The 4,550-nt window shown below is 65.3% G+C and carries 4 protein-coding genes; 3 read left to right on the top strand and 1 reads right to left on the bottom strand.

The features are described from left to right. Positions 1–337: 337 nt before the first annotated feature. Positions 338–991 carry a GntR family transcriptional regulator gene (locus tag EOA24_RS28360; protein WP_245467373.1) on the bottom strand — a complete coding sequence of 218 codons (654 nt, stop codon included), beginning with the start codon at positions 989–991 and terminating at the stop codon, positions 338–340. Between the two features lie 338 nt (positions 992–1,329). Between EOA24_RS28360 and EOA24_RS28355 the strand changes: the two genes are divergently transcribed. The 3 genes from EOA24_RS28355 to EOA24_RS28345 all read left to right on the top strand — a co-directional run. Next, entirely contained in the window at positions 1,330–2,457 is a 1,128-nt protein-coding gene (locus EOA24_RS28355; protein ID WP_126081114.1) for a BMP family ABC transporter substrate-binding protein, read from the top strand. Positions 2,458–2,558: 101 nt separating this feature from the next. Beyond that, a complete protein-coding gene (locus tag EOA24_RS28350; RefSeq protein WP_127410310.1) occupies positions 2,559–3,701 on the top strand; it encodes an ABC transporter permease in 1,143 nt (380 codons plus the stop codon). Then, on the top strand, positions 3,701–4,550 hold an 850-nt coding region (locus tag EOA24_RS28345; RefSeq protein WP_133374647.1), incomplete at its 3' end, for an ABC transporter permease. The genes EOA24_RS28350 and EOA24_RS28345, both read left to right, overlap by 1 nt.

Here is a 4,550-nt window from a genome sequence, read left to right as displayed (position 1 = left end):
CCTGATGGCCGGCCGAAGGGCCGGGTGCAACGCGCCTTGCACCCCTTCGGTCCAGCCGTCGCGAACGACATGCGAGCCGACCTTCGTCTCCTCCGCGCGCTGCAGGTTCTCGTGGCGGCAGCAGCGCATGATCAGTGGTATCCCGCGCGCGCAAACGAAATACCGCAGGCAACAAAATGCCTGGCGCGGTATTGCTGTTTTGCAGCTTGCATGACTGATCCTGTCAAAGTGAGCTTATGATTTGACCGATCATCGCCGCTGGCGCAAGTCCGCTTTGCTGGACCAGATCAGCCGATGCTCTCGCCGCCGTCGACCACCAGCGCCTGTCCGGTCGAGATCATCGACGCGCGGATCGGCTGAGCCTCGATTCCGCCGGATCGACGGTCGCGAACACCGCGCTCGCCTCGCTGACGATCGAGACATGATCCCGGGCCGCCTTGCCCGCCGCTGCCGCGTCACCGCGCATGATCGCGGTGACGATCACATCATGCTCCTGCCAGGACTTGGCCAGCCGGCCCGGCAGCATGAATTGCGCGCGCCGGAACGGCGCCAGCCGGCTGCGGGTCGCCACCGTCAGATCGTGGATATGCGTGTTGTGGGCGCCGCGATAGAGCCTGCTGTGGAACTCGGTGTTGAAATATTCGTAGTCCTCCTCGGCGCCGAGCTGCACCATGCGCGCCGACGCCTGATGCTCCATCTCCAGCGAGCGACGCTCGGCGCCGGTCATGCGCTCGGCGGAGAAGCGGGCGCAGATCGCCTCCAGCTCGGCCATGCTCTCGAACATCGAGGCCAGATGCTCCTGCGTGACCACGGCGACGATGGCGCCTCGGTTGGGCCGCCTCTCGACCAGCCCAATGGCGCTCAACTGGCTGAGCGCCTCCCGGACCGGCGTGCGCGAAACGTCGAAGCGGGCGGCGAGCGAGCCCTCGTCGAGCTTTTCGCCGGGACGCAGATAGCCGGTGACGATGCGGTCCGCGATCGCCCGCACCATCTGATCCACGGTCGTGCCCGACCTGACCAAGCCACGCTTTCCCGACACGTCTCCTCCGCCCAGTTTATTGCGGACGGCCCGCGAGGTGGACGGTCCACGGGCTGTTTCGACTCAAGGCCGCATCCCTGTATGCCTAGATTTTGACCTCAATGTCAAATTGATCATTTATCAGGCAAAAAGTGCATGCACTTGCCTTTGGTTTATGCATGTCTTCTAAATTCATTTATTGATTTTATTACGGAAAATCAAAAAAAGGAACTGGCACAGCGATTGCATGCACTTTCTTGAAGAGGTGTTAACCGACCCCATCAGGGGTCCAAGAAAGGGGAGCATTCGATATGACCGGGAAATTCATGCTTAGCCGCCGCGATCTGCTCAAGACCTCCGCCGCCGGGGCGGCGCTCGGTCTGGCCTCGGCGGCCTTTCCGATCCGCGCGGCGCGCGCCGCCGCCGCCACCGTCGGCTTCATCTATGTCGGCCCGAAGGACGACTATGGCTACAACCAGGCGCATGCCGAAGGCGCGGCGTCGCTGAAGGGGGTCGAAGGCATCTCCATTGTCGAGGAAGAGAACGTCCCCGAGACGGTCGACGTCCAGAAGACGATGGAATCGATGATCAATCTCGACGGCGCCTCGCTGATCTTCCCGACCTCCTTCGGCTATTTCGATCCGCATATGCTGGCCATGTGCGCCAAGTTCCCCGACGTGCAGTTCCGCCATTGCGGCGGCATGTGGAACAAGGACAAGCACCCGATGAACGCCGGCTCCTATTTCGGCTATATCGGCATGGGCCAGTACCTGAACGGCGTCGTCGCCGGCCACACCAGCAAGTCGAAGAAGCTCGGCTTCGTCGCCGCCAAGCCGATCCCGCAGGTCCTGCTCAACATCAACTCCTTCCTGCTCGGCGCCCGCTCAGTCGATCCGGCGATCACTTGCCAGGTGATCTTTACCGGCGAGTGGTCGCTGGCGGTGAAGGAGGCCGAGGCCACCAATGCGCTGATCGACCAGGGCGCCGACGTCGTCACCTGCCATGTCGACAGCCCCAAGGTGGTGGTCGAGACCGCCGCCGGCCGCGGCGCCTTCATCTGCGGCTACCACGCCAACCAGAGCCCGCTGGCGCCGGAAAAATACCTGACCGGCGCGGAGTGGAACTGGGCCAAGGTCTACAAGATGTTCGTCGACGACCTCATCGCCGGCAAGCCGCTGCCCAATTTCACCCGCGGCGGACTGGCCGACGGCTTCGTCAAGATGAGCCCGCTCGGCCCCGCCGTTGGCGAAGCCGCGCGCAAGCAGTTCGACGCGACATTGGCCGAAATGATGAAGGGCGGCTTCTCCGTCATCAAGGGCCCGTTGAAGAGCAACAAGGGCGCCGTTGTCGCGACCGAAGGCCAGGCCTTCGTTGAGACCGCCATCGAGCTCGAAAGCATGGACTATCTCGTCGAGGGCGTCGTCGGCTCGACAGCCTGAGGCATTGCGTGTCGCCCAAAACTGCGCAGCGGTTTTGGGATGACGACATGCATCCGAGCAAGAGCTTGAGGCACGCTTCAAGCAGGCCGAGGAGACGGGATATGGCGGACACTGTGAGCAGCCCGGACGTGCGGACCATCCTCGACGCCAGGGGATACCGGGCGGCGCTCGAATGGACCGCGAGGCGGGCGGAGGCCTTCGTCATTCCGCTCGCGGCGATGGTCGTCGGCATGGTGCTGTTCAGCCTGTTCATCCTGGCTGTCGGCAAGTCGCCGGTGCAGCTTTATGAGACGATGTGGCGGGGCGGCTTCGGCTCCTGGTTCTCGATCCAGAACTCCCTGTCGCGCGGCGCGCCGCTCCTGCTTGCGGCGCTGTGCGTGGCGCTGCCGGCGCGCCTTGGCCTGGTCGTCATCGGCGGCGAAGGCGCGATCGTGCTGGGCGGCGTCGCCGCAGCCGCCATCGGCGTCGCGCTGAACGGCGCGCCGTCCTTCCTCGTAATCCTCCTCATGGGCGTGGGGGGCGCAGCCGCCGGCGGCATCTGGATAGGTGTCGTCGGCGCGCTCCGCCATTACCGAGCCGTCAACGAGACCATCTCCAGCCTGCTGATGGCCTATATAGCCATCGCGCTGATGAACCATCTGGTGGAAGGGCCGCTGCGCGACCCGGCCTCGCTGAATAAACCCTCGACCCAGCCGCTGGCCGACATCTACCGCATCGGCAACATACCGGGCATGGAGGTGCATTGGGGTCTCGTGGTCGGCATCCTCGCCTGCGTGCTCTCCTGGCTGCTGATCGAGAAGACCCGCTGGGGTTTTGCCGCCCGCATCGCCGGCGGCAATGTCAGGGCCGCGCAGGTCCAGGGCCTTGCCGTCGGACCGCTGATCGTCGGCTTCACCGCGCTGGCGGGCGGTTTCGCCGGCCTCGCCGGCATGCTGGAGGTCGCGGCGGTGCAGGGCAGCGCCAACGGCCCGCTTGCCGCCGGCTACGGCTATACCGGCATCCCCGTCGCCTTCCTCGCCCGCCACAACCCACTTGCCATCATCCCTGTCGCCATCCTGCTTGGCGGCATCGACGCGTCCGGCGGACTGATCCAGCGCCGCATGGACCTGCCCGACGCAACTGTCCTGGTGCTGCAGGGCATGCTGTTCATCGTCGTCCTGTTCAGCGAGACCTTCTACGGCCGCTTAAAGCTCTTCAACCCGGACCTCTGGCAGAGGCCCCATTTTTTGAAGGGAAATGTCTGATGGAAACGACCGACATCGGACTGTGGGGCGTGCCGCTCGCCATGCTGGGCGGGGCTATCCGCGTCTCCACCCCCTTCATCTTCGTCTCGCTCGGCGAGGCCATCACCGAGCGTTCCGGCCGCATCAATCTCGGCCTCGAAGGCACGCTGGTGTTCGGCGCCATGAGCGCCTACGCGATCGCGGTAATGACCGGCTCGCCATGGCTCGGCCTTCTGGCCGCGGCGCTCGCCGGCCTCTGCTTCGGCCTCTTCCACGGCTGGATCTGCAAATTCCCGAAGGTCAACGACATCGCCATCGGCATCGCCCTGATGCTGTTCGGCACCGGGCTCGCCTTCTTCTTCGGCAAGCCGTTCATCCAGCCTTCGGCGCCCGACCTGCCGGCGATCCCGTTCGGCAACTGGTCCGACATCCCGCAGGTGCAGGCGGCGCTCAACGTCAACGTGCTGTTCCTGATCGGTGCCGCACTTGCCGTCTTCCTCTGGTGGGCCTTCCGCAACACGCGCGTCGGCCTGATCGTGCGCGTGGTCGGCGACAGCGCCGACGCGGCGCGCGCCATGGGCCTCAATCCCAACACGGTGCGGCTGCTCGCCACAGGCGTCGGCGGCGCGCTGGCCGGCATCGGCGGCGCCTACCTGTCGCTCTACTATCCCGGCAGCTGGACCGAGCGCATCTCGTCGGGCCAAGGACTGATGGCGGTGGCGCTGGTCATCTTCGCGCGCTGGAATCCGCTTGGCTGCTTTGCCGCAGCGCTCCTGTTCGGCGGCGCCGGCGCGCTCGGCCCGGCGCTGCAGTCGGTGGGCGTCACGCAGGGCTACTACCTTTTCTACGCCGCGCCCTACATCCTCACCC

Origin of the sequence: Mesorhizobium sp. M2A.F.Ca.ET.039.01.1.1 (assembly GCF_003998035.1) — a bacterium.
GTDB lineage: Bacteria > Pseudomonadota > Alphaproteobacteria > Rhizobiales > Rhizobiaceae > Mesorhizobium.
This window is presented reverse-complemented; position numbering and strand designations above follow the sequence as displayed.